Here is a 25,111-nt window from a genome sequence, read left to right as displayed (position 1 = left end):
TGACTAAATCCGAATGCTCGCACCGGCCACGACAACGGATTTAGTCGTCTTCGGGCCGTTGACAACGCCGAATCGGTGCTGTTCCATCCGTCGCACCCTGCACCCCGGCCGGAGGGAACGCCCATGCCCCGCACTCCCGCCCCGCCCGCCGCCACCGCGGCCGCCACCGCAAAACCGGCCCGCACGCTCACCCGGTCCATCGGCGTCGGCGGCGGCACGCTCCTCACGCTCAGCTGCGTGACGCCGGCGTCGTCGCTGTTCGTCCTCGTGCCCCCGCTGTTCGCCGACCTCGGCACCGGCACCGCGCTCGCCATCGCGCTCGCGGTGCTGCTCTGCGTCGGGATCGCCTTCTGCTACTCCGAACTCGGCACGCTGGTGCCGAGCGCCGGCGGCGAGTACGCGATGGTGACGACGGTGGCGAACCGGTTCACCGGCTGGCTGACGTTCATGCTGTCGTTCGTCGTCATCCTCGTCGTGCCCCCGATCATCGCGATCGGCGTCGCGGACTACCTCGCCGTCGTCGCCGACATCAGCCCGTCGGTCGCGGGCGCGCTCGTCATGCTCGCCTCGACCGTGATAGGCCTGCTGAACCTGCGGTCCAACGCCTGGATCACCGGGATCTTCCTGGTCATCGAGATCGTCGCGATCTTCGTCGTGTCCCTGCTCGGCTTCACGCACACCACGCAGAGCCCGGCGGTGCTGCTGAAGCCGAGCCTCGGCACGAGCGGGATCGGGCTGATCGCCGTGGTCGCCGGGCTCGCCGTCGCGTTGTTCGTGGTGCAGGGGTTCAGCACCGCCGTCTACCTCGCGGAGGAGATGCGCGAGCCGCGCCGGACCGTCGCACGGACGGTGTTCTGGACGCTCGGCATCAGCGCCGTGGTCATCCTCGTGCCGGTCGTGGCCGTCACCCTGGCGGTGCCGGACACCGCCGCGCTCGCCGGGGTCGACCTCTCCGCGCTGGTCACCGGCTGGAGTAGCAGTGCCGTCGGGGTGGCGATCAGCCTCTGCATCGCGGCCGCGATCGTCAACGCGGTGATCGTCATGGTCATCCAGAACTCGCGGGTGCTGTTCGCCTCCGCCCGCGACCAGGCGTGGCCGGCGCCGGTGAACCGCGCGATGAGCGTGGTGGGCAGGCGGTTCGGCTCGCCGTGGGTGGCGACGCTGGTGACCGGGCTGTCCGAGGCCGTCCTCTGCTTCGTGCCGGTCGACACGCTCAGCGGCGTCACCGGGGTCGCGGTCGTCGCGCTCTACCTCAGCGTCGCGGCCGCCACGCTCCGGGCGCGCCGGGCGGCGCACCGCAAGGCCGACGTGTGGCGGATGCCGGCGTGGCCGCTCGTGCCGGTGCTCGCCGTCGCCGCGCTGGCCTACGTCCTGGTCGAGCAGAGCGCGCTCGACCTCGGGATCACCGCCGGGGTGCTGGTGGTGTCGGCGCTGTACTGGTGGGGCTACCTGCGCCGCCGTCCCGAGCGCTGGGTCGTGACAGTCCCGCAGGACTAGCGGCGGCCGCGGAGCTGCCGCACGCCGACGACGATCACCGCGAGCAGCCCGGCGACCGCGACCAGCACCCAGATCCAGGCCGGGACGCCCACGGAGTCGAGCGTCGTGGCGGACGCCCCGGTGACGGTGAAGTGGACGGTGCCGGTGACGTTGTCGCCGTCCTTCGCGACGACCTGCCAGGTCAGCGTGTAGGCCTGGGCGGTGGCGGACGACGTCACCGGGACCGTCACGACCCCGCCGTCGACCGCCGGGGCACCGATCTGCCAGGCGGTGCCGTCGCGGCCGGTGATCTTCACCGGGTCCGGCGGCAGCGTCACGGGCTCGCCGAAGGTCAGCTGGACCTGCGTCGGCGCCGTCGCGAGCGAAGCACCCTCCGCGGGTGAGCTGGACTCGAGCTCGGTGTGCGCCGACGCGGGCCCGGCCAGGACGAGCAGGCCGGTGAGCGCGGCGAGAACGGCTCCGAGGACACGACGCGGGATCATCCGGACATCCTGCCCTATCCGCCCGTGCACTCTTCGTGTCCACCCGTGCAGCCGCGGCGGGGCCGCTTCTCTTCGCGCCGCGCATTGGTGAGGATGGACGCCTGGGTGGCGAGGGAAGGACCTCCATGGCGACAGTGCGCGACGAGGCCGACGCACGGCAGCAGCTGAAGGCGGAGCGCCGGCGCGAAGTACCCGACGAGCCGCGTGAAGGAGCGTCGGACGTCGCGAAGCCGCAGGGAGCCGGTTCGGCCGCGCTGGTCGCCGAGACCGACGTGCTCGCCTTGGACTACGCCGAGGTCGAAGCGGCCAAGAAGGCCCTGGACGAGCGCTACCAGGAGCTTTCCGGGCACCTCGCGAACGCGCGCGAGCTGGGCGCCCCGCTCGCCGACGGCAAGGGGCCGGTGTCCCACTGGATGCGCCGCTCGTTCGGCCTGCGCGGCGGCGCGGACGCCGGTGGCGTGCAAGCTGCCCTGACGTCGTACCTGGCCGAACTGGCTTCGCTGCGGCAGGCGCTCGAGACCGTCGCCGCGACGCACGCGAGGAACGACGACGAGGCCGCCGCGGCGCTGCGGGCGGGTGAGTCCCGTGCCTGAGTTCCATTCGACGCACCACCGTCCGACCGCGCGTGAGCAGGCCCGCACGCGGCGCGTCCGCCGTGAAAAGGCGGCCAACGCGCGCGAAGCCGCGTTCGGCCGGATTCACTGGGACAGCTACGAGCACCGCGAGCTGTGGGACATGGTGCAGTCGGCCGAGCCGCCGAAGCTCGGCGAGCAGGCGCACCGGTGGGCCGAGCTCGCGAAGGGTGTCGACACGTCGACCGGCGACGTCCACGCGCTGGTGCAGAAGCTGCTGCTGTCGTGGCGCGGCCCGTCCGCGGCCCAGGCCGCCGATTCGGTGCGGCGGCTGACGACGTGGGCGAGCACGGCGAGCGAGAACGCCCGGCAGATCGGCGACGGCCTCGACACCTACACCGCGGCGATCGGCGAGGCCCGGCGGAAGATGCCGGAACCGGTGCACTACTGGGCCGAGCGGTGGTTCCGGGAGGGCTACGCGGTCAAGCGGCTCGACGGGCCCGAAGGCACGTACCTGCTGGACGACCTGCTCGACGACAAGCTGCCGACGAAGAAGCAGGCGGACGACGCGAAGGCCGCAGCCGTCCGGGTCATGGAGCAGTACGAGAGCGCGAGCCACGACGTCCGCCACCGGCTGCCACCGGCGTTCGACACGGCGCCGGCGGTGAGCGCGTCGGAGGCGGAGGTGGCGCCGATCGAGCGGGTCCCCGGCCGGGATCCCGGGTTCGATCCGCCGTTCGAGCGGCCGTCCGGTCATGGGCCCGGCGACTCGACGTCGGCCGCCTCGGTGGTGCCCGGCACGCTGACCGGCGCCGGGCTGACGGCTGGCGCCGACGGGGTGATCGGCGCGGCGGGCGGGACCGGGCCCGCGGGGTACGGGTCCGGGTGGGCCGGGGTGCCGACGGGCGTCGCGGGTCCCGGCGCTTCGGGCGGTCCGGGCGCGCTCGGCGAAGGCGGCCGGGCCGGTTCGGGCCGGTTCGGCGGCTCGTCATCAGCGTTCGGCCCCGGCTCGGGAGGTGGCCGCGGCCCGGCGGGCGGGTACGGCATGTACCCACCGGGCCAGGGCATGCGACGCGAGGAAGACACCGAGCACCACGACAAGTACGCATCGGGCTACGACTTGATGGACGACCTCCCGCCCGCGTACCCGCCGGTGTTCGGCGAATGACGGGCTTCCACGCCGACCCGGCGGCCCTGGAGGCGCTGGCCCGCAGCCTGGAGGACGTGGCGGAGGAGTACGGGGCCGCAGCGGACGAGACGAGCGGATCGGGCGACCTCGGGCCGCTGGTGCCGGACGCGCTGCAGGCGGTCACGGACGAGTGGGCGCACCGGATCCGGGCGGCGCAACAGGATTTCGACGCGGCGGCGGCGAGCGTCCGGACGGCGGCGAAGGTTTACCGGACCGGCGACGCGACCGCGGTGGAGGAGCTGAGGCGGGCCGATGGCTGACTTTCGCGGCCCGAGCCACCCCGGGCGACCCGCCCGCGACGGCAGCCGCGGGCGGCCGCCGCTACCGATGCCGGTCCTGCCGGACTCGGCACGGCCGAGCCACCCCGGGCGACCCGCCCGCGACTGCGGCCACGGGCGGCCGCCGCTGCCGATACCGGTCCTGCCGGGCTCGGAGCAGCCGGTTGTCGCGGTCACGCGACCGAGCCACCCCGGGCGGGCCGATGGCTGAGTTCCGCGGCCTCGGCTTCGACCCCGCCCCGGGCAGTCCCGATGCCGTCGCCGAAGCGGCGCGCCGGTGCTCCGCGGCCGCCGCGCGGCTCGGCGATGTCCCGGCCCCCAGCGACCTCCCCGGCTGGGCCGGCCCGGCCGCGCAGGCGCTCGCCGAGCGGGCCCGGCAGTCCGCGGCCGGCGTCGCCGAGCTGCCCCGCTCCCTCCGCGAAGCCGCCGCCGTCCTCGAACACTGGGCCGGGACCCTGGTCGCGCACCGACGGCAGGCCGAAGACCTCGACCGCCGGGCCAGGACCGCCCAGCGGGCCGTCGTCGACGCCGAGGACGCCGTCGAACAAGCCGAGACGACCGCACAGTTCTCCCCCGCCGCCGCGCCCGAAGCCGCCGCGGCCCGTGCCCGGCTCGCCGCCCGGCAGGACGAACTCGACCGCGTCCGCCGTGCCGCCCGCGACCTCGAACGCGCCCACACCGCCGAGGCCGCGCGCGTCGCCGGGCGGCTGCGGGCCCTCGGCGGGAACGAACCCATGCCCAGCCCGCCCCCGTTCCGGCAGCTCACCACCGCCCTGGAGAACTTCTCGGCCGCCGGGCGCGAACTGGGCGTGACCGTCGCCCGCACCCCCGTCACGCCGGTGACGCCGCCGTCCGGCGCCGTGGGCGCGTTCACCGCGGCGCTGGGTGGCCGGTGAAACTGCCCGCCGTCCCGGGGATCACCCCGGTCAGCCTGGCCTCCGCCGAGCGCACCACGGCGGAGCTGCACGCCCACATGGCACGCCTGCGCGGGCCCGACGCCGCCCGGGACGTCGGACTCGAAGCGGCCGCTGTGCAGTGCGCGGAAATCGCCCACGACCAGCACGCCGGCCTGCTGGCCCTGGTCGAGCACCGCGACGCCGACCCGGCCCTGCTCATCGCCGGCGTGGTCCCGCTCGCCGGCCCGGTCGGCGACGCCGCGGACCTCCGGCACTTCGTCGCCGACACCACGCCCGGCCTGCGTGAGGTGAGCCACGCGCAGACCCGGCACGGCTACCCGGTGGTGATCGTCGAGCGGATCGGCCTGTCCGGCGCGCAGCTGCAGGCGGTCGTGCTCGATCCGGACCGCCCGCGCGCGGCGGTGTTCACCCTGCACTCCCCCGGCGGCCGGGGCTGGCTGGAGGTCGCCGGGCTGGCCGGGACGCTCGTCGCCGGCGTCGACCTCACCCCCGCAACGCCCGCTCCCGGTACTCCCGCGGGGTCCGGCCGGTCGCCCGGCGGAACGTCCGCGAGAAGTGCGGTGCGCTGGTGAACCCGCAGTCGCGCGCGATCTCCGCGATGCCCCGGCCCGCCTTGGCCGGGTCCGCCAGCAGCGCCTTCGCCCGCTCGATCCGCAGCCCCTTGAGCCGTTCCGAGACGCCCTGTCCGTCGTCGAACAGCTGGTACAGCCGCCGACGCGAGATGTACAGCGCTTCGGCGATGCGGTCCGCGGTGAGCGACTGTTCGGCCAGGTGGGCCCGCATGTACTCCAGCGCCTCGCGCCGCCGGGCCGCCAGCGCGTCGACGCGGTCGAGCTCGCTGCGAAGCGCACTGCGCAGCACCAGTTCGGCCAAGCCGAGCAGGTGGTGGGCCAGCCCGTGCGGGTCGAGCCGCGGCCCGGCCGCCAGGACGTGCGCCACCGCGCCGGCGAACAGCGCCCGCAGCGGCGCGTCGACCTCGACCGGCCGGAACATCAGCGGCCGCAGCTCGGCGAACGCGATCGACAGCTTCGCCGCCGCGACGGTCAGCATCACGACGCCGGCGGGCTGCAGGTGCAGCGTCGCGTCGGCGAACGTCAGTTTCGCGCCGGATTCGGCGACCGCGCGCGGCACCGGGCAGCGCAGCACCAGCTGGATGCGCTCGGGATCGCTCGCCGCACCGCCGAGGATCGCCGCGCGGGCCGCCGCGGCGCCCGAGGCACGGACGACGAGGTACCCGCTCGCGGGTACGTCCACCGGGTACGGCTCGGCCATCGGCACCATCGTGCCCGACGCCGGCCGCCCACGACGGGAAGGGGGACCATGGCGCGCCGCACCGCGACGGCGGCGGGAGTGATCCTGTCGCACCTGGAGTTCGACCTCCTCTGGGAGGACCTGGGACCGGGCGGGCCACCGCCGTACCCGTTCGACGTGGCGGCGCACGGCCGCACCCACGCCGAACGCGACGACCTGGGCGTGCGCGTTTTCGCCGGGCTCGCCGAAGCCGGGCTGACCGACGGCGACGACGTCGACCCGGCACTGGCGGACCTGATCGCGCTGGTGGGTTCGCCGTCGGTGAGCGTCGACGCGCTGGTGCTCGGGGAAGCGCCGTGGCGGCTGCTCGCCGCCGTGCGGGACACGGCGGGCGTGCTCGCCGTCCTCGACGACCGCGACCTGGTCCTCGAACCGCTGCGGCCGGCGGACTTCGTCCCGTCGGTGGCCCGCGTGCTCGGCGACCAGCCACCGGGCCCCGGCGACCCGCTGCGGCTTCCGCGAGCGGCATATGCGGCCGCGATGGACGCCTACGCGCGCAACGGTTACGACGCGTTCGAGCGGGCGCTGGCCGCGGCGGGGATCACCGGCCGGGCGGTCCGCCCGCTGGCGACGCTGGTGACGGCGGAGCGCCACACGGCGGGCCAGCTGGCCGCGACCGGTCCGGCGGGCCGCACCCCGGTGCTGGCCTGGTTCGACACCGCGGCGGGCCGGTACGCGGTGACCCCGGAGGACGCGGGCGGCGAGCCCTGGGTGACGGTCACCCCGGTGGGCGGGCTGGCCGGCCGCGTCGCCCGGCTCGTCGACGCCGCCCGCTGACGGGGTCAAGTGGCCCAGGTGGCGGGGAGGAGCGAGTCCGGTTCGGCGTGGCGGGAACGCGCTTCCGGCTGCTCGGCCGAGCCGCTCGGCAGCAGGTCTCCCAACACCTCCTGGCCCTGCTGCAGCGCATCCGTCCCGGCTTCCGCCGCGAGCCGCCGGATCAGTTCCGCCAGCTCGTGCGGGGACCGGGTCAGGGCCCGCCGCTCGAACCGCAGGTCCACCAGGGCGCCGTGCAGGTCCACCACCACCGTCACCCCGCCGTCCGCCGCCGACGCGCGGATCGCGGCCAGCCGTTCGCCGTAGCCCGTCACTGCACCCGCCAGCTTTCCGGCGTCGTCACTTCCGCGGCCTCCCCCGGCGCCGGCAGGCCGAGCCCGGCCACCTCGCCGTCCAGGGTGTGCCACAGCGACGCGGTCGCCCGGGCCGAGGCCGCCGCCGTGAGCAGCAGGATCCGGCGGGCGAGCTCGTCCGGGTCCAGCCGCAGCGCCGCGGCCTCCAGGGTCAGCTCCTGCAGCGCGCCGCCGGGCGCGACCTCCACGGCGACCGTCCGGTCGGCGGCTTTTCCGGTGATCACGGGTGCACCCCTCCGTAGAACGTCGACGCCGACAGCGTGTGCGTGTTCCGGCGGACGGCGTCCCCGGAGTTGCCCTCGATCATCGTGACGCGGTTCCCGTCGACCTTCTCGACGATGCCGATGTGCGTGCTGGTCGCCGTGTTCTGCGGGCCGGTGCCGAAGATCAGCACGTCCCCGGGCCGGGCCTCGTGCAGCGCGTGCTTCCCGTACGCGTGCCCGTTGCGCTGTCCCCAGTGGAAGACGTCGCCGCTGAAGGGCAGGACCGGGATCCGCACCCCGGCCTTGCGCCACATCGCGGTGGCGAACGACGAACACCACGCGGCAGTCGGCCCGTACGGGTTGCGGTTGCTGCCGGGCGGGTTTTCGCGGGTGCCGAGCTCCTTGCGCGCGGCGTGCACGATCTCCGTGCCCCGGCTGGAACCGGGATGCGTGGCCTTGTCGCCGGCGTGGTCGTGGGTCAGGTCCTTCCGCAGCGCGTCCAGCTTCTTCGCCGACGCCTCGAGCTCCGCGTGGACGTGCCGCAGCGTCGACGCCGACTGGCGCGTGTAGTGCGGCACCAGGTCGGCGACGTGCCCGACGGCCCGCATCAGCGCCGCCTGCGTCCCCGCGGCGGTCCCGGCGTCGAGGACCTGCGTGGCTTTCGCGGTGTACTCGTCGACCAGCCGCTGCACGGCCGTGTGCCCGCTGTCCACTGTGGACGCCACGTGCGCGACGACCTTCTCGGCCGCCGCCCCGGCTGCGCCCGTGACCCGCAGCTCCGTCGTCAGTTTCCCGCTGGCGTGGCGGAAACCGTCGGCCCCGCGGCCGTGCCAGTGCTCGAGGACCGTGGTGCTTTCCTGGTGGTAGGCGTCGTGCTGGTCGTCGAGCGCGGCCGCCACCCGGTGCAGGGCGTATTCGGCGCGGACGGCGTCCTCGGCCTTCCCGGCGAGCTTGTTGCGGTGCGCGATCAGGTCCTGCGCGAACGAGCGCGCGAGCGCGGCGGTGTCCACGTCAGCTCCGCCCGTTCAGGGCGGCGGCGGTGGCCGTCTCGTGGTCGCGATAGGACTTCGCGGCCTTCTGCGCGGCCGACGCCAGCCCGTCGGCGTGCGCGCCGACGCCCTTGACCTGGCGCTGCAGCGCCAGCCCGAAGCCGGCCAGCGCGGCAGCGAACCCGGACTCCCGGCCGATCCGGCCGAAGCTGTCCTCGGCGATGTCCCGGACGTCCCGCAGCTGCCCGGTCGCGCCGTCGAGGGCGTCGGCGACCTGCCGGGTCCGCCGCACGTAACCGTGCAGCACGGCATCGTCCACACGCAGCGCGCCGCTACCGCCGTGCGCGTGCGGCTTGCCGTGGTGGGCGGTGACGTCCTTGGCGGCCTCGCGCGCGGCGGCCAGGTGGTGCTTGTAGGCGCCGTTCGTGTACGTCGACCAGGGCGTGAAGTCGTGGCCGTCGCCCGAAATGCGGTTCGCGACCCGCGCGTTGGTGTCCGGGTCGAACAGCTGGTCGTCGGACTTCAGGTGGTACTGGTGGCGCCGCTCGGGGCCGAGCGCGCCCAGCATGTTGATCTGCCACAGGCCGTACGAGTCGTCCGGCGGGGTCGCGTTGTGCGCGGTCGTCCGGCCGCCGGACTCGGCCAGCGCGACCGCGACCGCGGTGGTGAGGCCCTGGCCGCGGAAGCCGGCCGCGTAGGCGTGCCGGGCGATCTCCCCGGCGCTCAGCTTGGTCATGGTTCGACCTTGACCCGTGGGGTACTCCTCCCGACAGCCGCGCTGCACGCAGGGACAACCCGCGTGCACGCCCGGCTCAACCTTCGGGGCCGCTCACCCGTACTGCTCCCGGGTGCACCTGCGAGAAGGGGACACGGATGCACAGAACCGGGGCGCTGGCCCTGCTGGGGTTGTCGCTGGTCACGGCAGCCTGCTCGGCTCCTCGCACCACGACGGCGGCTCCCGTGGCGGAGCCGGTGCGCGTGACCACGTCCGCACCCGCCACGACGACGGCCACCACCCCGCCGCCCGCGCCGCCGTGCGCCGTCGCGACCGGGGCCTGCGTGAGCCTGGCGCAGCGGCTGGCGTGGCTCGTGCGGGACGGGCGGGTCGTGCACGGCCCGGTCCCGGCCGGGTTCGGGCCACCGGACCAGGCGACTCCCGCCGGGTCGTTCCACGTCGTGTGGAAGGACCGCGAGCACCGCAGCAGCGTGTACGGCACCGACATGCCGAACTCGGTGTTCTTCGCCGCCGGCGGCATCGCCTTCCACGCCGGTCCGCTGGACGCGCCGTCCCACGGCTGCGTCCACCTCACCGACGCCGACTCGGCGGCGTTCTTCGACGGGCTGAAGGTCGGCGACGCGGTGCAGGTCTTGTAGCCTTCGTGCCGGTGGACGGTCCAACGGTCATTTCCCGGCTGCGCGCCGCGGGCTGCGTGTTCGCCGAGGACGAAGCGGCGCTGCTGGTCGAGGCCGCCACGACGGCCGACGAACTCGAGTCGCTGGTGGCCCGCCGGGTCGCCGGGCTGCCGCTGGAGCACCTGCTCGGCTGGGCGGAGTTCCACGGGCTGCGGATCGCCGTGCGGCCCGGGGTGTTCGTGCCGCGGCAGCGCACCGGATTCCTCGTCGACGTCGCCGTCTCGCTGGCGCCGCCGGACCCGGTGGTGCTCGACCTGTGCTGTGGATCCGGCGCGCTGGGCGCCGCGTTCGCCGCGGCCATCCCGCCGCGGGAGCTGCACGCGGCCGATGTCGAACCCGCCGCCGTCGCCTGCGCGCGGCTGAACCTGCCCCTCGTCCACCAGGGCGATCTCTACGACGCCCTGCCCGCCTCGCTGCGCGGCCGCGTCGACGTGCTGCTGGCCAACGTGCCCTACGTCCCTTCGGACGCCGTCGCGACGATGCCGCCGGAGGCCCGCCTTTACGAGCCGATGGTGGCGCTCGACGGCGGCGCGGACGGCCTCGACCTCGCCCGCCGGGTCGCCGCCGGTGCGCCGCAGTGGCTGGCGCCGGGCGGGACGGTGCTGGTGGAATCGAGCGAACGGCAGGCGCCGGTGCTGGCGGGCATCTTCGCCGCGGCCGGGCTGAAGCCGGACGTCCACGAGTCCGCCGACCTGGGCGCGACCGTCGTCACCGGCACCGCGCAAAGCTGATCTCACGTTCCGGCGCTCCCGGACGTCTACAAGGTGTGATCGTGAAACCGTTCGAGCAGATCGTGACCGAGCACGGGCCGATGGTCCTCCGGGTGTGCCGGGCCGTGCTCGGTCCGGCCGACGCCGAAGACGCCTGGTCGGAAACGTTCCTGTCGGCGTTGAAGGCGTACCCGGAGCTGCCCGCGGACGCGAACGTCCAGGCGTGGCTGGTCACGATCGCGCACCGCAAGGCCGTCGACGTCACGCGCGCCCAGGCCCGCCGTCCGCTGCCGGTCGGCGAGATCCCGGACCGGCCCGGGAACGCGGAGACGTTCACCGGCGACCTGTGGGACGCGCTGGCGAGGCTGCCGGACAAGCAGCGGCTCGCCGTCGCCTACCACTACCTGGCCGGGCTGCCGTACCGCGAAATCGCGCAGATCACCGGCGGCACCGCCGACGCCGCCCGCCGCGCGGCCGCCGACGGCGTCAAGGCCCTGCGGGCCACTTACCCCTTGGAGGGAGCGCACCCATGACGGACATCATCTTCCCGCCGTTCGCCGCCGAGCTCGATTCGACCGTCCGCCACGAGCGGCTGGTCGCCGCCGCCGAGCACCACGGCTTGCTGGACGTCGCCTACCGGACCCTGGACACCCCGGTCGGCCCGCTCCTGCTGGCCGCCACCCAGCGCGGCCTGGTCAAGGTGGCCTTCGACCGCCAGGACCACGAGGCGGTGCTCGCGGCTTTGGCCGCGGAGATCAGCCCGCGCATCCTGAACGCCCCGAGCCGCCTCGACGCAGTCAGCCGCCAGCTCGACGAGTACTTCACCGGCGAGCGGCGCACCTTCGACGTCCCGCTGGACTTCCGGCTGGCCCACGGGTTCCGCCTGTCGGTGCTGGAGCACCTGCCGGAGATTTCCTACGGGCACACGGAAAGCTACGCCCAGGTGGCCGCGGCGGCGGGCAGCCCGAAGGCGGTCCGCGCGGTCGGCACGGCGTGCGCGCGCAACCCGCTGCCGGTGGTGGTGCCGTGCCACCGGGTGGTGCGCTCCGACGGGTCGTACGGCCAGTACGCGGGCGGCGAGGAAGCGAAACGGACCCTGCTCACCCTGGAGACGGCATGACCACGTTCGAACAGCGCGTCGCCGCGGCGGACTGGGACGCGGTGGCCGCGGAGGTCGACGACCACGGCTGCGCACTCCTGCCGCAGTTGCTCACCCCGGCCGAGTGCGCGCGCCTGGTGGCGCTCTGGGACGAGCCGTCACACTTCCGGGCGACGGTCAACCTGCGCCGCCACCGCTTCGGGGACAACGGCGACTACCACTACTTCGCTGCACCGTTCCCGGAACCGGTGCAGCGGCTACGGCAGGCGCTCTACCCGCGGCTGCTCCCGATCGCCCGCGACTGGTCGGCACGGCTGGGCCGGGAGGCGGCCTGGCCGTCCACATTGGACGAGTGGCTGGCCGTCTGCCACGCGGCGGGCCAGCAGCGGCCCACGCCGATCCTGCTGCGCTACGAGACGGGCGGCTGGAACGCCCTGCACCGCGACCTGTACGGCGACAAGGTGTTCCCGCTGCAGGTGGTGATCAACCTGAACAACCCGGGCACCGACCACACCGGCGGCGAGTTCCTCCTGGTCGAGCAGCGGCCACGCGCGCAGTCACGTGGGACCGCCACGCTCATCCCGCAGGGCCACGGCCTGGTGTTCACCACCCGCGACCGCCCGGTCCGCTCGGCGAGGGGCTGGTCGGCGGCCCCGGTGCGCCACGGCGTATCGGTGGTCCGCTCCGGCCGCCGGCACACCCTCGGCCTCGTCTTCCACGACGCCGCATGACTTCCGGCACGCCACCCATCCCCCGACGCACCATGACCACCACCGAACTCGAAGCGCTCGTGGCACTGATCGGCCCTGCCCGGCACATCGTGCTCGGCACGGCGGCATCCCCGGCGTCACGGGCGGACGGCGAGCGGATCGCCTCGGCGTGGGGCGGCCTGGTCCTGGCGACGGTGACGTGGCCGGAGACGGCGGCGTCGTGGCTGCGCCAGGCGCGGCGGTTCGCGGCGCCGGAGCCGGACGTGTGGGTGGTCACCGCCACCCCGGCGGGCTGGGCCGGCATGGCGCGGCGGCTGCGGCTTTCGACGTCCTGGAGTCCCCACCGCACGATCCTCACCGCGGCACTGGCGGACTTCCCCATCCCCGGCCTGCGCGGCACCCGCGCGGACGGCACCACCTGGGAGACCCGATGACCCACCTCGTAACCGATTCCCCGATCGGCCCGCTCACCCTGGTCGGCACCGGAAACACCGTGACCGGCGTGTACTTCCCGAACCACTGGACCCGCCCGGACCGCAGTGCGTTCGGCGAGCGTGACGACACGGCGTTCCCGGAAGCCGTCCGCCAGCTGAAGGAGTACTTCGCCGGCCACCGCACCACGTTCGACGTCCCGATGCAGGCGGCCGGCCCCGATGCCGACCGCGCGGTGTGGGCCGAGATCGCCAAGATCCCCTACGGGGCGACCGCGACGTACGGCGATCTCGCGCAAGCCGTCGGCGGCCTGCCGCACGAGGTCGGGGCGGCGGTGGGCCGCAACCCGCTGAGCATCCTGGTGGCGTGCCACCGCGTGGTCGGCAAGAACGGCAAGCTGACCGGCTACGCGGGCGGTCTGAAACGCAAGGAGTTCCTGCTCGAGCTGGAACGACCGCCGGCTTCGGAGCGGGGTCAGCTCTGGTGAGTCACGCGTGACCGAGCAGCATGGTCGCGCCCAGCGCGGTCATGGTCACGGCGATCACGACGTCCAGCACGCGCCAGGCGGCGGGCTTGGCGAACACCCCGGCGAGCCGCTTGGCGCCGAACCCGAGCGCGCTGAACCAGACGGCGCTGGCCACCACGGCACCGAGGCCGAACAGCCACCGTCCGTCACCGTGCGCGACGGCGACCGAGCCGAGCAGGAGGACGGTGTCGAGGTAGACGTGCGGGTTGAGCCAGGTGAAGGCCACACAGGCGAGCACGGCCTTCCGCAACGGCGTCCGTTCCGCTCCGACGGTCATCACGGACGGCCGGAAGGCCCGCCGCGCGGCGAGCACCCCGTACCCGACCAGGAACAGCCCACCACCGACGGCGATGACGCCGACGGCCGTGGGCCACTGCTTCAGCACCGCCCCGATCCCGCTGACGCCCAGCCCGATGAGCACCAGATCGGAGACGGCACAGATGACGACGAGCGGCGCGACCGTGCCCCCGCGCAGGCCCTGCTGAAGCAGAAAGGCGTTCTGCGACCCGATGGCGACGATGAGCGAGAGGCCGGTACCGAATCCGGCGACGAGGAGCGTGACCACGCTCCTCACGGTATGACCGTCCCGCCTGATCACTCCAGCTAAAGATTCTTACGTAACATTAGCGCTCATGATGTCCGACCTCCCGCTCGACCAGGTCAGAACCCTGCTCGCCGTAGTGGACGAGCAGAGTTTCGACGCCGCGGCAGCGGTCCTGCACGTGACACCGTCGGCGGTCAGCCAGCGCATCAAGGCCCTGGAGCAACGCACCGGCCGAGTCCTCCTGCTGCGCACGAAACCGATCCGCCTGACGTCATCCGGCCAGGTCCTGGTCCGGTTCGCGCGTTCGCTGGCCCAGCTGGAGCAGGACGCGCTGGCCGAGCTCGGCCTGGACTCGTCCGGAACCCGCACGCTGTCGATAGCGGTCAACGCGGACTCCCTGGCAACGTGGTTCCTCCCGGCCCTCCCCGACACCCCGGGCATCTGCTTCGACCTCCACCGCGACGACCAGGACCACACGGCAGCCCTCCTGCGCGAGGGCCTGGTGATGGCCGCGGTCACGGCGGCCCCGCACCCGGTCCAGGGCTGCACCTCGGTCCGCCTGGGCCGCATGCGCTACCGCGCGATGGCCTCCCCGGCGTTCATCGCCCGCTGGCTGTCCGACGCTCCCCTGCCGGCATCCCTCCCAGCGGCCCCGCTGATCGTGTTCGACCGCAAGGACGACCTCCAGGACCGCTTCCTGAGAGCACTGACCCGCCGCCGGACCTTCACCCCGATCCGCCACCACATCCCGGCCTCGGAGTCCTTTGTGGACGCGGTAGCGGCGGGGTTGGGCTGGGGCATGATCCCGGAACTCCAAGCGGCCTCGCGCGGAGACGCGCTGATGGAACTGGCCCCGGAGAAGCCGCTGGACGTCCCACTGCACTGGCAGCAGTGGAAACTGGACAGCTCGGCCCTGGCCGCCGTGGCAGCGGCGGTAGCCCGCGGCGCGAAGGACGCGCTGCGCTGACTGTCACTCGAGCAGGTCGAAGACATAGGGACCGAGCCGCCCTCCGACGGCGATGCGGTCGCCGGACGGGAACCAGGTGATGCGATCCAGGGACGATTCGGTGCGCAGCGCCGAGACGCAATCGAGGGTTTCCCTGCTCCACAACCGAATCGTCCGGTCTTCGCTGCAACTGGCGATCATCCTGCCGTCCGGGCTGATCGCGACGTCGTTGACGCTGTCGCCATGTCCTTCGATGACAGCGAGTTCGGCACCGTCGGCGCCCCACAACCGGATCGTGTCGTCCCGGCTCGCGCTGGCGAGCCAGGTCCCGTCTGGGCTGATCCTGACCGCGTTCACATAGGCGCGATGGCCTCGCAGCACGTGTCGCTCGGTGCCTTCGTGATCCCACAAGCGGATCACCGCATGACCATCGCCGCTGGCGAACCAGGAACCGTCCGGGCTGATCGACAGGCAGGGTACGCCACCACTGTGCTGAGTCAGGCAGGCCAGGGCGGTGCCGTCGGGGCGCCAAAGACGCACCGTGGAATCCTGGCCGGCCGATACGAGCCAGTCATCGTCGGGGCTGATCGCGATCGCGTAGACCCAGGTGTCGTCGTCGTGTCCCAGCAGGGCCGCCTGCGCGGTGCCATCGACGCCGAGCACGTACACGACGGAATCCGCGCCCGCGGCGGCCAGCCAGGTGGCGTCGGAGCTGATCGCGACGGAGGTGATCCAATCGGTGCCCGCCTCCAGTGTCCCGCGCACTTTGCCGCCGGCGTCCCAGAGGCGGATCGTCTCGCCGTGACTCGTCGTGGCCAGCCAGGATCCGGTCGGATCGATCGCGATGTCCGTGACCACCCCACGAACTTCGGTTCCCTCGGCAGCGGTCGCGTCACGACCACGCCAGAACCGGACGGTGTGATCGTCGCCGACCGAGATCACTTCTCCTCCGTCCGGGCTGATGACCACTTCGCGCACCATGTCGGTGTGCCCGTTCAGCACCCGCAGTTCGGCACCTTCCCGGCTCCACAACCGGACCGAACTGTCGTCACCGCACGAAGCAAGCCATCGCCCGTCGGGGCTGAGCGCGATATCCCGGACGTAACTCTCGTGCCCCACCAGCTTGTGCTGTTCCCGCCCGTCGGTTCCCCACAACCGGACGATACCGGCCGTTCCCCCGGCGGCGAGCCAGGTACCGTCCGGCCCCACAGCCACGGCGTAAACCTTCCCGACCCGCCCCTTCAGCACCCGGATGGTCCTTCCGTCCGGGTGCCAAAGGCGGACCGTCCCGTCGTCACCTCCGCTCGCGAGCCAGGTGCCGTCGGGGCTCACCGCCACGGCCATGACCGTCCCCGAGTGCCCGGACAGCGTGCCGATTCCGGTCCCGTCCGGCCGCCACAACCGGACCGCTTCGTCCTTGCCGCCGGACGCGAGCCAGTCACCGGCCGGGCTGATGGCCACGGCGAGCACGCCGCCGGGATGCGCGGAGAGCACCCCGAGTTCGGCCCCGCCTGCCGACCAAAGCCGAACCGTTCCGTCGGCACTCGCCGAAGCCAGCCAGGTGCCGTCCGGGCTGATGGCCAGTGCGCAGACGTTCGCGGTGTGTCCTCTCAGGACTGCGCGTTCCTTCCCCTTCGAATCGAACAGCAGGACGGTACCGTCGCCCGGAGCAGCCGCGAACCAGCTCCCGTCGGGGCTGATCGACACCGCGATGAAGTTGTCCGACTCGTGGTAGATCGCCCGCCGCAACGACGGGTGCGGGAGGTCCGGCAGCCGCCAGGCCGGGAAGAGGCGGGGGCGATCCGACGACGCCGACCAGTGCCGGGCGTACTCCGCCAGTTCGGCGTAGCCGGCCAACCTGGACAACAGAGTCGGCGCCAGATCGCTCGCCGGCCGCAACGGCAGAAGCAGGTGCGCACTCTGCCGCAGCGCACGCCGCAGGCTCGCGGCCAGCGGATCCGAAGCCGCACCGAGGAACGTGTCGGCGACGTCCGGTCCCGCGTTCGTCAGCGCGGCCATGATCCACCTGAAGTCGCACGCGGTCGCGTTCAGTTCTTCGGTCAGGCCGGCCTGATCCAGGTGGTACCAGAGGTACTCCCACCAGTACCGTTCCTCGGCGGGCAGCTCCCACCACGCCCCGCTCCGGTGGGCGTCCAGCAGATTCCGGTGCTGCACGGGGAGATCCGGCCCGGCGCGGTGCCGGAGGTAGGCGCGGATCACGTCGTGCAGCCTGAGCTCGGGCTTCGGCACGAACCGGTAGCCCTGGACCAGGCAGAGGTCGTCCAGCTCCGAGCAGAGCCGCTCGACCTCCACGGTGGTGAGGTTGCCGGTGCGGCCCCAGAACTTCTCGAGGACGTCCTGCGGAATGGCCACGTCTTCGGGGAACACCGCCAGCTCCAGGTAGCGGCCGAGCCGGCCGGCACCACTGCTCTCCAGCAGCGCAAGGCTCGCCTCGACGGTCGCCGCGACCGCCAGGTTCCGCTGCCCGGCGTCGTTGATGTCGACCGCCGCCGGTCCCTGCGCGTCGAGGAGCTGCACCAGCCGGCCGGCCGCCTCGGCCACGGTGAGACCCCGTTGGACGTACTTGCCCAGCGCACGGTTGGCCAGCGCCAGCAGCACGGGCCACTTCCCGGTGCGGGCGAGGACGCCGTGCAGCTCCTCCGCCCCGGTGCCGGGCAGATTCGCCCCGAGCAAGGCCATCGCCTGGGACTCCGTCATGGCGTCCACGACGATCGGGACGACGCCGGCCGGCAGGGCGTCCTTGACCCGGGTCGTGACCAGGCGCACGCAGCTCGCGCCGCCCAGCAGGAACGGGGTGAGCTGGGACGACCGCCACACGTCGTCGACGACCAGCAGACAGGACCTGTCCTCCAGCAGCCGGCCGAGGTGACGGCCGGCCTGTTCGGGATCGGTGAACACCGGTCGGCGGCCGGACAGGTGCAGGACCAGGTCGTTGATCTTGCTCGCCAGCTCGGCCGCGGCGGTGTGCTCGCCGATGGTCACCCAGAGGATCCCGTCCGGGAACTTCCCGACGACCCGGTCGTCGTGACACGCCTCGGCGGCGAGGGTGGTCTTCCCGAAGCCACCGGCGCCCGCCACCGCGGTCAAGGCCACGACCCCGCCGTCCTGGCGGCCGGCCAGCCGGGCGATCAGCGGCTCGGTCAGTTCCGGTCGCGGGACGAGGTTGCGCGTTTCCGGGACCGCGGTGATCGGCCGGCCGGGCGTGCCGTCGGCGGTCACGTTCACGACGGTGATGTCGCGGACGTCCCGTGCTTGCACGACCGACTGGGCGCTCCCGCCGACCTCGTTGTGCGTTCCGGTCAATCGTCGTCCCGTCGGAGATCGTGCAGGCAGAGGCCGGACAGTCTAACGACCGGCCGGTGGCGGGTCAGGGTGTGCACCCACCGCCCTGGGTGCTCGACGCGCAGTTCGCGGTCCAGGTCGTCGCCTCGCCGATCGCCGCCCGGATCCGCCGGGCCGCCGTCCCGCGGACCAGCGTCGCCAACGGGAACTCCCGGACGTTCCCGAACGACAACCAGCGCGCCATCGGGCACGGCGTCACGGATCCGTCGGGCAACACCGCGACGACGTCCTTCGCGCACCGGCCGCACAGCTCCGCGACTTCCGGAGGCCGGCCGGCCGCACCCCGGCCGAAGTGCCTCAGCCGGTCCACCACTATCCGCGTGACGCCCAGCTCCCGGAGGGCCGCTTCGGCACCCTCGACGCGTTGCCCGGGACGGACATCGATCACCCCGGCGTTCACCGGGATCCCCCTCGCGACCGCCGTCTCGATCGTCGCCGTCGTCCTGGCGTGGCTGCCGCGCCTGCCGACGATCGCGTCGTGCTCGGCCGGGTCGTCCGAGTAGTAGCTCGTCCCCAGCTCGACCCCGGGCAACGCGGCCGCGGTCCACATGCGCGCCGGCAACCGCACCAGGTTCGACGTGATCTCCACCCGCAGGCCCGCCGCCGCCGCGTGGCCGACGAGGTCGGGCAGCTCCGGCCGCAGGGTGGGCTCGCCGCCGATGAACTGCACCTTCCGCGCGCCGCAGGCCGCGGCCTGGTCGATGACGCGGATCCAGTCGGCGGCGGTCATCGGGCCGTGGCGGCCGGCCGGTGCGCTTTCGGCGTAGCAGTGGAGGCACATGAGCTGGCATTTCCCGGTGATTTCCAGCCAGACGAGATCAACCGGGGCCGTGAAGTCGTCATCGTGCCGATCCCGAGTCCGCACAGTCACCCCTGCTCGTTCGAGGGCCGGTAGGGAATCCAGTCTCGCAGCGTTGGCCGCCCAGCGGGAGAAGCACGGATATACTCGGCAGCCGGACGCTTCCGAGGGGCGTGATGGGCCGACCCGACACCGCCGGCGACGACCCGGTACCGGTCCCCCAGGACGGGACCCGCTCGGTGCTGTCCGGGCACGCGGCCGAGGTCGTACAGGCTCGCGACGTCAGCGGCGGCGTGCATTTCCACCGCTCCCGCCCGCCGGATTCCGGCGTTCCCCGGCAATTGCTCGGTGACGTGCGCGGATTCGTCAACCGGACCGCCGAAATCGACCGGCTGGACCGCGTGCTGCTGGGTCCCGAGCCAGCCGGGCTGACCGTGATCGTGGGTACGGCGGGCGTCGGCAAGACCGCGCTGGCGCTCCGCTGGGCGCACCGGTCGATGGGCCGGTTCCCGGACGGGCAGCTGTACGTGAACCTCCGCGGCTACGACCCGGGTTCGCCGGTCACCGCCGAGCAGGCCCTCGACCGGTTCCTCCGTGCGCTGGGGGTGCCGTCCGGCCGGATTCCCGACGACGTCGAGGGAAAGGCCGCGCTCTACCGGTCCCTGCTGGCCGAGCGCCGCGTGCTGATCGTCCTCGACAACGCCGCGAACATCAGCCAGGTCCGGCCGCTGCTGACGGGTGGCTCGGCGGCCCGGATCATCGTCACCAGCCGAGACCGCCTCGAAGGGGTGATGGCGCACGACGGGGCGCAGCGAGTCACCGTCGAGATCCTGCCGGAACCCGAGGCCGTGGCCCTGATCCGGACGTTGACCACCGACTACCGGGCCGGGGACGAGGAAGCGGATCTCGCCGAACTCGCCCGGCTGTGCGCCCGGCTGCCGCTGGCGTTGCGCATCGCGGCCGAGCGCGCGGCGTCCCGCCCGTGGATGCCGCTGACCGAGCTGATCCGCAACCTGCGCGACGAGTCCCGGCTCTGGGACGAGCTCGCGGCCGGCAACGGCGAGGAATACGACGGCGTCCGCGCCGTGTTCGCCTGGTCCTACCGCTCGTTCTCCCCCGAGGCGGCGCGCATGTTCCGCGTGCTCGGGCTGCACCCCACCGCGGAGTTCGGCACGAGCATCGCGGCCGAGGCGGCCGGCGTGCCGGTGACCACCGCCCGGTACCTGCTCGACTCCATCGTCGGCGCGCACATGCTGGAGCAGACCGCGGCCGACCGGTACCAGTTCCACGACCTCCTGCGGGCCTACGCCACCGATGCCGCCCACCACGAAGAACCGCTGGAGCAGCAGTACGAGGTGCTGGCCCGGATCCTGGCGTGGTACCTGCACACGGCCTACGCGACCTGCGAGGTCATGCACCAGTGGGGCCGGATGCTGGCGCCGGACGCCCTGCCCGCGCCCGCCACCGCGCTGCAGTTCCCCGACCACGACTCGGCGGTGCAGTGGTGTTACCTCGAATGGCCGAACCTGTTCGCCGCGATCCAGGCCGCGGCCAAATCCGGGCTCGACACGGTGACCTGGCAGCTGACGCTGGCCACCGAACCGGCCATGCGGCGGGTGCCGATCCACGACCAGCGCGTCGCGGTGAACATCGCCCTCGAAGCCGCCCGCCGCGACCGGGCTCGGCAAGGCGAAGCGGATCTCCTGGCGACGCTCGCCGAGATCGAGCGGCTGCGGGGGCGGTTCGACGACGCCGCGGCCCGCGCCGAGGAGTCGTTGGCGATCTTCCGCGAGCTCGAAGACCACCACGGTGAGCGGATCGTCCTCAACTTCCTCGGGGTGAACCTGTTGCACCGGCGGCGGTTCGCCGAGGCGTCCGCCCGGTTCGAGGTCCTGCGGGCCCTGCAGCAGACCGAGGGGGACGTCGAAGGCGAGGCCGCGGCCTTGTTCAACCTGGCCGAGGCCTACGACGGGATCCGGCGGCACCGCGACGCCGTCGAAGCCGCTCGCCGCAGCGTGGAGCTGGGGCGGGAGCTGGGAAACCGGCACATCGAGCTCGTCGGCCTGGTCTTCCGGGCGCGGGCGACCGCGAACCTCGGCGATGTCGCCGCCGCCCTCACCGACGCCGCACGCGGTGTCGAGATCGCGCGGGAGCAACGGGACACGCGCACCGAAGGCTGGGCGCTGCTGGACCACGGCCGGATCCAGCGGCTCGCGGGCCGGCACGAAGACGCGCTCGTCTCCTACCGGCGGGCCACGACCATCTACGAGGACGCGGGCGTCCTGGACCGCCTGGCCTGGTCGCTCGACGGGACCGGCACGACGTTCCGCGAGCTCGGCCGGCCGTCCGACGCCGTCCCGTTCCACCGCCAGGCGGCCAAGGTGGCCGGCGAGACGGGCTCGCCCTGGGTACTGGGCCTGGTTCTGGAGAACCTCGCGGAGTCGCTGGCGGCTGCCGGCGACGGCGAGGAGGCCGCCGAGGTCCGCCGGGAAGCGGCCGGCCAGCTGGCGCGCCTGGACGACTTCGAAGCCACCGAGCGGCTCGAACGGATCCGGCGGGCCCTGCCCTGAAGGGGGTTACCCGGCCGTGACCCACGCGTGCAGCGACCGCAGCCGGTCACGGACCCGGGCGGGAAGGCGCTTGTCGGCGAGGGTGCCGGTCAGCAGCGCGGCAGCGTCGGCTCGGTGGCCGCACTTCGCCAGGCTGTACGCCGCGAGCACGCCCTGGTCGACGGCCTCGCCGTGGTGCCGGAGAACGTCCAGCCAGACCTTGATCGCCGGATTCAGCAGTCCGGCTTTCGCGAATTCTTCCGCAACACTCATGCGCTGTTCGGCGTTGATGTCGCGCTTCAACACCTCCGTCGAGATGCTCTCGGCCTCGGCTGCGCCACCAATCTCGATCCACAGCTCGACCCACGACGCCGGCCCGATGCTTCCGAAGCTTTCGTCGAAACCACCCTTCACCAAACGGATGGCCTGGGCTTTCATACCCACACCATTCAGGGCGACGGCGAATCGGCGCTGCCGGTATTCTGACACCTCCGAGTCCTGTTCGACCGCCGCAGTGAGCAGTTCGGTCACCACGTCGGAGTGCTTGTCGTCGTCGAGTCCGAGAGCGAGATCGATCCAGCCGTCCACGGCTGCCCCGGCTCGAACCTTGGCGATGAGCTCGTCACCGAGCACCTGATGACCGGACAACGAAAGGGAGATGGCCGCCCTCACCCAGAAATCGGGCCCGCGGTTGACACTGGCCTCATAGACGAACCGAGCATCCTCCTGATCTGCCCCGTCGAGCAGGACGCGGCAAGCGCTGTCGAAATCTCCGTATCCGAACGAGCCGTCGGTGATCGTGAGCCGCGCCGCTTCCCGAACCATCGGATGGCTTTTAGGAAAAAAAGGCGAAACAGCCTTGATCAATCGATGCGCGCTTTGGCGCGGTAGCTTTTCCACCTGCTCCAGGAGGCTGTCCGTGGCGTTGCAGGAGCTGAAGACTCCGGCAGCCACTATCCACTCGACCTCTCCTGCGTGTGGATTGGCGAGAGCCTGGCTCGCGAGTTCAAGCGCGGCCGCCGAATGCAATTTCGCCTGCAATGCCGCGGCGGCTTCCACCAGGTGCCGGGTCGATCGTTCGGCCGTGGCACCGACAACCTCGGCGACTGCGTCCGGCTGTCCCACGGAAAGCACCGCGTCCACCGCGTCCCGGAACTCCGCAACACGAGGGTCGGGCGAGACAAAGGCCCGGCGGGCGGCCCACAAAGCCTCGTCTTGACAGCCCGCTCGAGCGGCGAGATCGGCCAAGACGCCCCAGCTCGCGACACCCTCGTCCCAAGAATCCGCCAAGCGGCTGTCGTTCTCGGTGTACGCGAAGTCAGCCTCCTCGAAATCAGCACCGGCACGCAGATCGTCGACCAGATCGCGAACCATCTTCGCGGCCGATGCCGTGCGGTCGACCTGCAGGAGCAGTGAGATCAGCGCCATGGTCAGCACGCGGTCGTGTTCGTTCGTCGCGGCGATTCGGGTAACCACGTCGTCGACGCGCCGAGCACCGTCCGGCACCACTTCCCGCAGCACCTCGGCACCGCGCCTCATACCGGCCAGACTGGCGTTCCGGAGAAAGCCTTCGAGCCAGTCGGCCGCGGCCTGCGCGTCGGTGAGGCGGCCGAGCACGGCGGCCGCTTCGATCCGGATGGCCTCAGCCAGATCGGCGCCGTCCCGCAGCGCACGCAGGCGGTCGAGGCCACGGGACCCCAGCATCTGCGGCATCAGCAGGCTCAAGACTTCTCCGACGGACTCCACGTCGTCCCACGGATCGTCCCGTACGCCCTGGCAAACCAGGAGATCCAGGAGCCGGTCGACGACTGCCGCGGTGAGCTCGTCGTCGACGTCGATACCCTCGCCGACGAGCCGGCCGGCGAGCAGCACCCGTTCGCCGGTGCCTTGCAGGAGCGCGCGCAGGACGCGTCCGACGTCGTGGTTCTCGCGTCCCCACAGCACGAAGGTGAAGAGCGCGAAGACACGCTTCGCGCCGCTCAGCCCGCGTTCGATCCACTCCTCCAGGTCGGGGAACTCGGCCGGGATCTCGCCGGCCCGGGACCGGGCCGCCAGGAACTCGGCGAAGGAGTGGTGCCGGAACTCCAGGTCGCCCTCGCGGGGCACGAAAACGCCGGTTCCGGTCAACACCGCGCGGAGGTCTCCCTGCCACCCGTCCGGGACGTCGGCGCGCCGGGCGGTCACCCATTCCTGGGCGGCTTCGATCAGCGGGGACTCGGTCTCGAGGCGGTGGACGGCGAGGTGCTCGACGAGATCGACGCGCTGCCCCTGCAGCCAGTCCAGTAGGGCCAGACGAGCCGGGTGGTCGCGGGCCCCGCGGCGCAGCTCGGCGAAGGTGTCACGGCGGCTCGCTCCTTCGTCGAGGAGGTAAGCCATGAAGCGGCCGTAGAGGTCGATCCGGCTGTTCGGCAGGGGCCGGCCCGGCTCGAGCGTGTGGGCGATCGCGGCGATGGTGGCCTGGAGGGGGTTCCGGACGAGTTCGCGCAGCCTGCTGTCCCGGATCTGCCGCACGAACTCGGCGGCTTGCCCGGCCTGCTTGACCGGCTCGAGCGGGTTCTGGTCCCGGAACCAGACGCGGGCGAACTCTTCGAGCTCGACCGGGCTGAACGGCTGGATCTGGAAGCCGTCGATGTCGGTGCGCTCGAGCGGCAGGAGTTCGTGGTGGGGCAGCGGCCGGGTGGTGATGACCAGCCGGTGGTCCATGCTTCGCCGGATGCGGTCGGCGAGGGCGGCGATCACCTGGGCGCGGGTCTGCGGTTCGACGATTTCGTCCAGGCCGTCGATGAACACTAGCCAGCGAGCCCCCAGTGCCCGGCGCGCCAGCAGGTCGGGCCGCGGCTTCTCGTCGAGCCGCTGCCCCAGCACGGCTTGCAGCCCGGAAGCCAGCAGCTCGCCCCAGGCCGCGTTCTCGGCCAGCGCACGCGCCGGGATCCGCACCGGCAGCACCGGCTCGGCGATCGGGGGCCCACCGCGGTCGGCGCCGAGCCAGTACTTCGAAATCTGCTGCACGTACATGTAGCCGACGGTCGACTTCCCCGCGCCGGGTTCGCCGGTGATCAGGAGGTGCCCGCCGCGGTTGAGCGCTTCGGTCATCGTGAGGGTGCGCTCACCCGGCTCACCGCTCCGGCGCTCGGGTTCCGCTGCGCCCCGGTCGGGCTCGGGCGAGCGGTCGGTGGCCTGCGCCCGCATCGTCTGCTGCACGTAGACGTCGACGAGGTCCGGCTGCCGGACGCCGAGCAGGGTGTAGGGCAGTGACTCGGTCGCCCCTTGCTGCGCGGTCAGCAGGTCCCGGAGCCGGGGCGTGAGCTCCGGCCGGTCGGCCCAGGACGTCAGCGGCGGCCGCGGTGGCGCCTCGCCGCCCAGGTGGATGCTCAGCTGCTCGATGCTTCCCGCCTGCACCACCGGCCCGGAAAAGGTTCCGCCGGTGATTTCGTTGTGGTGTCCGGTCATCAGCG

The 25,111-nt window shown here is 72.8% G+C and carries 26 protein-coding genes; 16 read left to right on the top strand and 10 right to left on the bottom strand.

Going from position 1 to position 25,111, the window contains the following annotated elements; genetic code table 11:
- The first annotated feature begins 123 nt into the window (after nucleotides 1–123).
- Entirely contained in the window at nucleotides 124–1,497 is a 1,374-nt protein-coding gene (locus OO60_RS26305) for an APC family permease (protein WP_003089619.1), read from the top strand.
- On the opposite strand, the gene OO60_RS26300 is transcribed toward OO60_RS26305, so the two are convergent.
- Nucleotides 1,494–1,979: a copper resistance CopC family protein gene (locus tag OO60_RS26300; RefSeq protein ID WP_003089620.1), complete on the bottom strand. Its 486-nt coding sequence runs from the start codon at nucleotides 1,977–1,979 to the stop codon at nucleotides 1,494–1,496. The genes OO60_RS26305 and OO60_RS26300 overlap by 4 nt on opposite strands.
- Nucleotides 1,980–2,104: 125 nt before the next feature.
- Here OO60_RS26300 and OO60_RS26295 point away from each other — a divergent pair, with 125 nt between their 5' ends.
- The 5 genes from OO60_RS26295 to OO60_RS26275 all read left to right on the top strand — a co-directional run bounded on the left by OO60_RS26295 (nucleotide 2,105) and on the right by OO60_RS26275 (nucleotide 5,507).
- Nucleotides 2,105–2,572: a hypothetical protein gene (locus OO60_RS26295; RefSeq protein WP_003089622.1), complete on the top strand. Its 468-nt coding sequence runs from the start codon at nucleotides 2,105–2,107 to the stop codon at nucleotides 2,570–2,572.
- On the top strand, nucleotides 2,565–3,719 hold the full coding sequence (locus tag OO60_RS48230; RefSeq protein ID WP_051767767.1) for a PPE domain-containing protein: 1,155 nt from the start codon (nucleotides 2,565–2,567) through the stop codon (nucleotides 3,717–3,719). The genes OO60_RS26295 and OO60_RS48230 overlap by 8 nt, the downstream gene beginning before the upstream one ends.
- Nucleotides 3,716–4,000, top strand: coding sequence for a hypothetical protein (locus tag OO60_RS26285; protein ID WP_033262271.1), 285 nt, complete (start codon nucleotides 3,716–3,718; stop codon nucleotides 3,998–4,000). Before OO60_RS48230 ends, OO60_RS26285 begins: the two co-directional genes overlap by 4 nt.
- 221 nt (nucleotides 4,001–4,221) lie before the next feature.
- Nucleotides 4,222–4,914 (top strand): hypothetical protein, encoded by a 693-nt coding sequence (locus tag OO60_RS26280; RefSeq protein ID WP_033262270.1) that lies wholly within the window; start codon nucleotides 4,222–4,224, stop codon nucleotides 4,912–4,914.
- Nucleotides 4,911–5,507, top strand: coding sequence for a hypothetical protein (locus tag OO60_RS26275; RefSeq protein ID WP_033262269.1), 597 nt, complete (start codon nucleotides 4,911–4,913; stop codon nucleotides 5,505–5,507). Before OO60_RS26280 ends, OO60_RS26275 begins: the two co-directional genes overlap by 4 nt.
- Here the strand turns inward: OO60_RS26275 and OO60_RS26270 are convergent.
- On the bottom strand, nucleotides 5,419–6,207 hold the full coding sequence (locus tag OO60_RS26270; RefSeq protein WP_033262268.1) for a helix-turn-helix transcriptional regulator: 789 nt from the start codon (nucleotides 6,205–6,207) through the stop codon (nucleotides 5,419–5,421). The two genes, OO60_RS26275 and OO60_RS26270, sit on opposite strands and share 89 nt — an antisense overlap.
- A gap of 48 nt (nucleotides 6,208–6,255) precedes the next feature.
- On the opposite strand from OO60_RS26270, the gene OO60_RS26265 reads away from it, so the two are divergent.
- Nucleotides 6,256–7,023: an ESX secretion-associated protein EspG gene (locus OO60_RS26265; RefSeq protein WP_033262267.1), complete on the top strand. Its 768-nt coding sequence runs from the start codon at nucleotides 6,256–6,258 to the stop codon at nucleotides 7,021–7,023.
- A 5-nt stretch (nucleotides 7,024–7,028) separates the two neighbouring features.
- Here OO60_RS26265 and OO60_RS45050 read toward each other — a convergent pair whose 3' ends face one another.
- From OO60_RS45050 to OO60_RS26245, 4 genes are read right to left on the bottom strand one after another with little or no spacing between them, the layout of a single operon-like run.
- Nucleotides 7,029–7,334, bottom strand: coding sequence for a YbaB/EbfC family nucleoid-associated protein (locus tag OO60_RS45050; protein WP_051767766.1), 306 nt, complete (start codon nucleotides 7,332–7,334; stop codon nucleotides 7,029–7,031).
- Complete coding sequence (locus tag OO60_RS26255; protein WP_033262266.1) at nucleotides 7,331–7,597, bottom strand: hypothetical protein; 267 nt, start codon at nucleotides 7,595–7,597, stop codon at nucleotides 7,331–7,333. The genes OO60_RS45050 and OO60_RS26255 overlap by 4 nt, the downstream gene beginning before the upstream one ends.
- Nucleotides 7,594–8,586, bottom strand: a complete 993-nt coding sequence (locus OO60_RS26250; protein ID WP_033262265.1) for a CHAP domain-containing protein — start codon at nucleotides 8,584–8,586, stop codon at nucleotides 7,594–7,596. The genes OO60_RS26255 and OO60_RS26250 overlap by 4 nt, the downstream gene beginning before the upstream one ends.
- A gap of 1 nt (nucleotide 8,587) precedes the next feature.
- Nucleotides 8,588–9,301, bottom strand: a complete 714-nt coding sequence (locus tag OO60_RS26245; RefSeq protein WP_033262264.1) for a transglycosylase SLT domain-containing protein — start codon at nucleotides 9,299–9,301, stop codon at nucleotides 8,588–8,590.
- A 137-nt stretch (nucleotides 9,302–9,438) separates the two neighbouring features.
- Here OO60_RS26245 and OO60_RS26240 point away from each other — a divergent pair, with 137 nt between their 5' ends.
- Genes OO60_RS26240 through OO60_RS26210 form a run of 7 tightly spaced genes read left to right on the top strand, consistent with a single transcriptional unit; the run spans nucleotide 9,439 to nucleotide 13,416 of the window.
- A complete protein-coding gene (locus OO60_RS26240) occupies nucleotides 9,439–9,939 on the top strand; it encodes a L,D-transpeptidase (RefSeq protein ID WP_033262263.1) in 501 nt (166 codons plus the stop codon).
- Nucleotides 9,940–9,950: 11 nt separating this feature from the next.
- On the top strand, nucleotides 9,951–10,709 hold the full coding sequence (locus OO60_RS26235) for a putative protein N(5)-glutamine methyltransferase (protein WP_033262335.1): 759 nt from the start codon (nucleotides 9,951–9,953) through the stop codon (nucleotides 10,707–10,709).
- A 35-nt stretch (nucleotides 10,710–10,744) separates the two neighbouring features.
- Complete coding sequence (locus tag OO60_RS26230; protein WP_004558512.1) at nucleotides 10,745–11,221, top strand: RNA polymerase sigma factor; 477 nt, start codon at nucleotides 10,745–10,747, stop codon at nucleotides 11,219–11,221.
- A complete protein-coding gene (locus OO60_RS26225; protein ID WP_004558511.1) occupies nucleotides 11,218–11,808 on the top strand; it encodes a methylated-DNA--[protein]-cysteine S-methyltransferase in 591 nt (196 codons plus the stop codon). The genes OO60_RS26230 and OO60_RS26225 overlap by 4 nt, the downstream gene beginning before the upstream one ends.
- Nucleotides 11,805–12,518: a 2OG-Fe(II) oxygenase gene (locus OO60_RS26220; protein ID WP_004558510.1), complete on the top strand. Its 714-nt coding sequence runs from the start codon at nucleotides 11,805–11,807 to the stop codon at nucleotides 12,516–12,518. Before OO60_RS26225 ends, OO60_RS26220 begins: the two co-directional genes overlap by 4 nt.
- 32 nt (nucleotides 12,519–12,550) lie before the next feature.
- On the top strand, nucleotides 12,551–12,931 hold the full coding sequence (locus OO60_RS26215; protein ID WP_004558509.1) for a hypothetical protein: 381 nt from the start codon (nucleotides 12,551–12,553) through the stop codon (nucleotides 12,929–12,931).
- Entirely contained in the window at nucleotides 12,928–13,416 is a 489-nt protein-coding gene (locus tag OO60_RS26210) for a methylated-DNA--[protein]-cysteine S-methyltransferase (protein WP_004558508.1), read from the top strand. Before OO60_RS26215 ends, OO60_RS26210 begins: the two co-directional genes overlap by 4 nt.
- Nucleotide 13,417: 1 nt before the next feature.
- On the opposite strand, the gene OO60_RS26205 is transcribed toward OO60_RS26210, so the two are convergent.
- Nucleotides 13,418–14,020 carry a LysE/ArgO family amino acid transporter gene (locus OO60_RS26205; protein ID WP_004558507.1) on the bottom strand — a complete coding sequence of 201 codons (603 nt, stop codon included), beginning with the start codon at nucleotides 14,018–14,020 and terminating at the stop codon, nucleotides 13,418–13,420.
- 67 nt (nucleotides 14,021–14,087) lie between these two features.
- Between OO60_RS26205 and OO60_RS26200 the strand changes: the two genes are divergently transcribed.
- Nucleotides 14,088–14,966, top strand: coding sequence for a LysR family transcriptional regulator ArgP (locus OO60_RS26200; RefSeq protein ID WP_004558506.1), 879 nt, complete (start codon nucleotides 14,088–14,090; stop codon nucleotides 14,964–14,966).
- A gap of 3 nt (nucleotides 14,967–14,969) precedes the next feature.
- Here the strand turns inward: OO60_RS26200 and OO60_RS45045 are convergent, their stop codons facing one another.
- Both OO60_RS45045 and OO60_RS26190 read right to left on the bottom strand, forming a co-directional pair.
- Nucleotides 14,970–18,269 (bottom strand): NB-ARC domain-containing protein, encoded by a 3,300-nt coding sequence (locus tag OO60_RS45045; protein ID WP_051767765.1) that lies wholly within the window; start codon nucleotides 18,267–18,269, stop codon nucleotides 14,970–14,972.
- 64 nt (nucleotides 18,270–18,333) lie between these two features.
- The gene (locus OO60_RS26190) at nucleotides 18,334–19,179 is read right to left on the bottom strand and encodes a radical SAM/SPASM domain-containing protein (RefSeq protein WP_156081322.1); all 846 of its coding nucleotides are present in this window, start codon (nucleotides 19,177–19,179) and stop codon (nucleotides 18,334–18,336) included.
- A 104-nt stretch (nucleotides 19,180–19,283) separates the two neighbouring features.
- Here OO60_RS26190 and OO60_RS26185 point away from each other — a divergent pair, with 104 nt between their 5' ends.
- Nucleotides 19,284–21,677, top strand: a complete 2,394-nt coding sequence (locus OO60_RS26185) for an ATP-binding protein (protein WP_004558502.1) — start codon at nucleotides 19,284–19,286, stop codon at nucleotides 21,675–21,677.
- 6 nt (nucleotides 21,678–21,683) lie between these two features.
- Here OO60_RS26185 and OO60_RS26180 read toward each other — a convergent pair whose 3' ends face one another.
- Nucleotides 21,684–25,106, bottom strand: a complete 3,423-nt coding sequence (locus tag OO60_RS26180) for an NACHT domain-containing protein (protein ID WP_004558501.1) — start codon at nucleotides 25,104–25,106, stop codon at nucleotides 21,684–21,686.
- Between the last annotated feature and the right edge of the window lie 5 nt (nucleotides 25,107–25,111).

Origin of the sequence: Amycolatopsis vancoresmycina (assembly GCF_000716785.1) — a bacterium.
GTDB classification, from domain to species: domain Bacteria; phylum Actinomycetota; class Actinomycetes; order Mycobacteriales; family Pseudonocardiaceae; genus Amycolatopsis; species Amycolatopsis vancoresmycina.
This window is presented reverse-complemented; position numbering and strand designations above follow the sequence as displayed.